Genomic DNA, 4310 nt, shown 5'->3' with positions numbered 1-4310 from the left:
TCGCTGCCCCCGCCCGAATGCCAGCTCTGACTTCGCCTCCACGCGCGGCTTTCTTCTTGGCGAAAATACTCCGGGGGGCTCCGCAGGAGCGGGGGCAGCGCCCCCTCCGCCCTCACCCCTCCTCGACCCGCAAGGCGCCTTCAAGCCAGGGCGCCTCGGCCAGCGCCGGGGCGACGATGCGCTCGGAGAGAAGCGCGCGCAGACGCGCCGCCACCTCGGCGGGCAGCTTGCCCATCGTGCCCGCCCGCGCGCTCAGCACGATGCGGCGGGTGAGGGGCGCGCCGGGCAGTGGCGCCAACGTCACCCCCGCGCGCGCGCCGTGGCGCACGCCCGAGGGGGTCAGGATCGACCAGCCCTGCCCCGCGGCCACCAGCGCGAGAATCGCCGGGTAGCTGTCGATCTCGAAGCGATGCGCCGGCGCGCCGCCCGCGCGCGCGAGATGCGCCGCGATCTGGCGCCCCATCAGCGTGCGCGTCGAATAATGCAGGAAGGGCAGATCCGCCGCCGCCTTTCCCTCCGGGCGCACCGCGACGAAGGGCTCGGTGAGCAGCGGATGGATCTCGAGCCCCTCGCGCGGGCCCTCGATCTCCGCCGCGACCACCATGTCGAGCGCCCGCGCCTCGAGCTGATCGCTCAGCCGGTGGCTCGGCCCGGTCTCGAGCAGAAACCGGCAGGCGGTCAGCTCCGCCCCCATCCCGGCCAGCAAAAGCGGCGTCACCTCCGCCTCGAAATCCTCGATCATGCCAAGGCGGAAGCTGCGCAGCCCCGCCGGATCGGCGAGCCCCACCCCCGCGCGCCCGCGGGCGAGTTCATCCAGCACCGCCTCGGCATGGGGCAGAAAGGCGCGCCCCGCCGCGGTCAGCGCGAAGGGCCGCGCCGAGCGGTCGACGAGCTCGGCGCCGAGCGCCGCCTCGAGCGCCGCGATCTGCTGGCTCACCGCCGAGGCGGAAACCCCCAGCCGCCGCGCCGCGGCAGTGATCGCGCCCTCCTCGGACAGCACCACCAGCATCTCCACCGCCCCAAGGCTGATCTTTTCGCGGCTCACCCTGCGCTCCCGTCCCGTTCGGGCGCAGAATGCCCAGCGCCCCGCCGCTTTGGCAAGCGCCCCCGCGCCGCCGCCGCTCATTCTGCCGAATGGCAACGCGCCCCATTGACGCCGCCCCCCGCGCGGATAGCCTGTGCGCCAAACGGTTCAAAGGAGAGCATCATGCGCGACAACAGCTGGGAAGCCCGGGCCGACGAGTTCAGCCTTTATGGCTTCACCGACCTGCCTTCGGTCCACGCGCGCGGCACGGTCGTGGTGACGCATGGCGAGGGGCCCTATGTCTTCGACACCCACGGGCGGAAATACCTCGATTCGAACTCGGGCCTGTGGAACATGGTCGCGGGCTTCGACCACCCGGGCCTGACCGAGGCCGCGAAGGCGCAATATGACCGCTTCCCGGGCTATCACGCCTTTTTCGGCCGGATGTCCGACCAGACCGTGATGCTCTCCGAGAAACTCGTCGAGGTCTCCCCCTTCGAGAAGGGCCGGGTGTTCTACACCAACTCCGGCTCCGAGGCGAACGACACGATGGTGAAGATCCTGTGGTTCCTCGCCGGCGCCGAGGGCAAGCCGCAGCGCCGCAAGATCCTCACCCGGATCAACTCCTACCACGGGGTGACCGCGGTCTCCGCCTCGATGACGGGCAAGCCCTACAATTCGGTCTTCGGCCTGCCGCTGCCCGGCTTCCTGCATGTCGGCTGCCCGCATTACTGGCGCTTCGGCCTGCCCAGCGAGACCGAGGAGCAGTTCACCGCGCGGATGGCGGCCGAGCTGGAGGCGACGATCATCAAGGAGGGCGCCGACACGATCGCGGGCTTCTTCGCCGAGCCGGTGATGGGCGCGGGCGGGGTGATCCCGCCATCGAAGGGTTATTTCCAGGCGGTCTCGAAGGTGCTGAAGAAATACGGTATCCCGCTGATCGCCGACGAGGTGATCTGCGGCTTCGGGCGCACCGGGTCGACCTGGGGCTGCGAGACCTACGACTTCATGCCCGACGCGATCATCTCCTCGAAGAACCTTACCGCGGGCTATTTCCCGATGGGCGCGGTGATCCTCGGCCCCGAGCTGTCCGACCGCGTGCAGGCCGCCTCCGAGGCGATCGAGGAATTCCCCCACGGCTTCACCGCCTCGGGCCACCCGGTCGGCTGCGCGATCGCGCTGAAAGCGATCGACGTGATCATGAACGAGGGGCTGGCCGAGAACGTCAAACGCCTCGCGCCGCGGATGGAGGCGGGGCTGGCGCAGATCGCGCAGAACCCGAACATCGGCGAGCTGCGCGGCATCGGCTACATGTGGGCGCTCGAGGCGGTGAAGGATCGCGCGACGAAGACGCCCTTCGACGGTTCGCTCAGCGTCTCCGAGCGGATCGCCAATACCTGCACCGACATGGGGCTGATCTGCCGCCCGCTCGGCCAGTCGGTGGTGCTCTGCCCGCCCTTCATCCTGACCGAACCGCAGATGGACGAGATGTTCGAGAAGCTCGACAAGGCCCTGAAGAAGGTCTTCGCCGAAGTCGCCTGAGACCTGCGAGCCTGAACCCGGGGGCGGTGCCGCAAGGCCCGCCCCTTTCGCTTGACCCCGGGCGCGAGGGGGGGCGCCGCCCCCCGCCCGTTCCGGGCTCCCCCCGGGATATTTGACCTCTGTAGAAATGCGGTTTCTACAGAGACGAAATATCCCGGGGGAATGACGAAGGGGGCCGCGAGGCCCCCTTTGGCAGGGGGCAGAGCCCCCCTTTTCCGGCGATCAGAGTTTCGAGAGCTTCGACTGCAGCTCGGCGAGCTGTTTCTTTATCGTGGCCAGCTCCTCGCGATCCTTCGAGGTCTCCTTGCCGTCCTCGCCCTCTTCTTCCGAGCCCCAGCCCGCCATCATCGACTTCAGGAAGGCCTGCTGCTGGCGCTGCAGCGCCTCGAAGCCGGGCATCGAGGCCATCGGATTCGGGAAGGCGCCGAAATTCTCCATCATCTTCGACTGCCCCTCGCGCAGCATCTCGAAGGAGGCGGCGAGGAACTGCGGCACCACCGACTGCGCCGAGGTCGCGTAGGAGCGCACGAGATCGGTCAGCACGTCGACCGGCAGCACGTTCTCGCCGCGGCTCTCGTGTTCGGCGATGATCTGCAGGAGATATTGCCGCGTCAGGTCGTCCCCCGATTTCAGGTCGACGATCTGCACTTCGCGGCCCTCGCGGATGAAATTCGCGATGTCTTCGAGCGTGACGTAATCGCTCGTCTCGGTGTTGTAGAGACGGCGGCTCGCGTAACGCTTGATGAGCAAGGGCTTCGCGTCTTCGGCCATGGGTTCCTCCCGCTTGGTATTGCGCAGCAGCAATGTTTAAGCCGCAGCGCCGCAAAAGCAACAAAAGAAAAGGGCGAGCCGAAGCCCGCCCTTCAGAGTCCGGTTCCGGCCGGGAGGAGGAGGCCGGTTCGCGGGAGGATTACTTCGAGGTCGCGGCCGAGGTGACCTTCTTCGCGGCGGAGGTGACCTCTTCGGTCGCCTTCTTCATCGCGGCGGTCGCGTCTTCCGACAGATCCTTGCCGGCGGCGAGCATCAGCTCGACGGTTTCCATCTGCACCTTCTTCGCGACTTCGGCGAAGGCGGCGAGGTTTTCGGCGGCCATCTCAGCGGAGGACGAGGCGAAATCGCTCACGGCCTTGGCGTAGTCGGCCGGCTCTTCCTTGGTCTTCGACAGATCGCCGACCTTGGCGAGCGCGTCCTTCGCCCACTTCGACGAGATCTCGGTCGACTTCTCGGCGGCGTCGAGGGCGACCTTCGCCATCTTCTCGCTCAGCGCAGCCTGCGACTTGAAGGCGTCCTTGAACTTGGTGGCGTCCATGGGCAGCGAAGCCATCATGTCCTGCATCATCTTGGTGAAATCCTGGGTCTTGGCCATATTCTTGCTCCGATATGAATGGCCCTGGGTGAGGATGGGTCGCGCGGGCCGGGTCGCATGCGTATATATATGCACATGCTGCACTGCAGCAATCAAGTGAAAAATGCTGCAGTGCAGAAAATTTAGGCGCTGAATAAATAGGCGTCCCTTCGGAGGGCGGGATCGGCACGATCGGCGGGGGCGTTCCCCCTTGCCCGCGCCGGTCCGGAGCCGCCCTTGCGCGGGCGGCGGGCGCGCGGCAGGGCTCGCCCCGCCGCGCGGCCAGTTCAGACCGCGACCACCTCGGACACAGAGGTGCCGGGCGCCGGCGCGAGCACCGGATGGGCGGCGTCGCCCCGCTCGCGTGCGGCCACCATCGCGCCCGAACGCGCGGCCAGC

Annotated in this window: 4 protein-coding genes; 1 reads left to right on the top strand and 3 read right to left on the bottom strand. The window is 67.9% G+C overall.

Annotated features, from left to right (window positions below):
- Positions 1-112 precede the first annotated feature (112 nt).
- Positions 113-1045, bottom strand: coding sequence for a LysR family transcriptional regulator (locus tag AB7U46_RS17460; protein ID WP_428338262.1), 933 nt, complete (start codon positions 1043-1045; stop codon positions 113-115).
- Positions 1046-1207: 162 nt separating this feature from the next.
- Between AB7U46_RS17460 and AB7U46_RS17455 the strand changes: the two genes are divergently transcribed.
- On the top strand, positions 1208-2566 hold the full coding sequence (locus AB7U46_RS17455) for an aminotransferase (RefSeq protein ID WP_428338261.1): 1359 nt from the start codon (positions 1208-1210) through the stop codon (positions 2564-2566).
- A 222-nt stretch (positions 2567-2788) separates the two neighbouring features.
- On the opposite strand, the gene phaR is transcribed toward AB7U46_RS17455, so the two are convergent.
- Positions 2789-3337: a polyhydroxyalkanoate synthesis repressor PhaR gene (gene phaR / locus AB7U46_RS17450; RefSeq protein WP_428338260.1), complete on the bottom strand. Its 549-nt coding sequence runs from the start codon at positions 3335-3337 to the stop codon at positions 2789-2791.
- 139 nt (positions 3338-3476) lie between these two features.
- Positions 3477-3932 carry a Phasin gene (locus AB7U46_RS17445; protein WP_428338259.1) on the bottom strand — a complete coding sequence of 152 codons (456 nt, stop codon included), beginning with the start codon at positions 3930-3932 and terminating at the stop codon, positions 3477-3479.
- Between the last annotated feature and the right edge of the window lie 378 nt (positions 3933-4310).

The sequence above is a fragment of the Paenirhodobacter sp. genome (assembly GCF_050177655.1).
Taxonomy (GTDB): Bacteria; Pseudomonadota; Alphaproteobacteria; order Rhodobacterales; family Rhodobacteraceae; genus Rhodobacter.
The sequence above is the reverse complement of the archived record's forward strand: the minus strand, read 5'-3'. Positions and strand labels throughout refer to the sequence as shown.

Bases quoted from the DNA above. Each gene is read 5' to 3' on its own strand.
- phaR (WP_428338260.1), bottom strand. From the start codon at position 3,337: ATGGCCGAAGACGCGAAGCCCTTGCTCATCAAGCGTTACGCGAGCCGC.
- AB7U46_RS17455 (WP_428338261.1), top strand. From the start codon at position 1,208: ATGCGCGACAACAGCTGGGAAGCCCGGGCCGACGAGTTCAGCCTTTAT.
- AB7U46_RS17445 (WP_428338259.1), bottom strand. From the start codon at position 3,932: ATGGCCAAGACCCAGGATTTCACCAAGATGATGCAGGACATGATGGCT.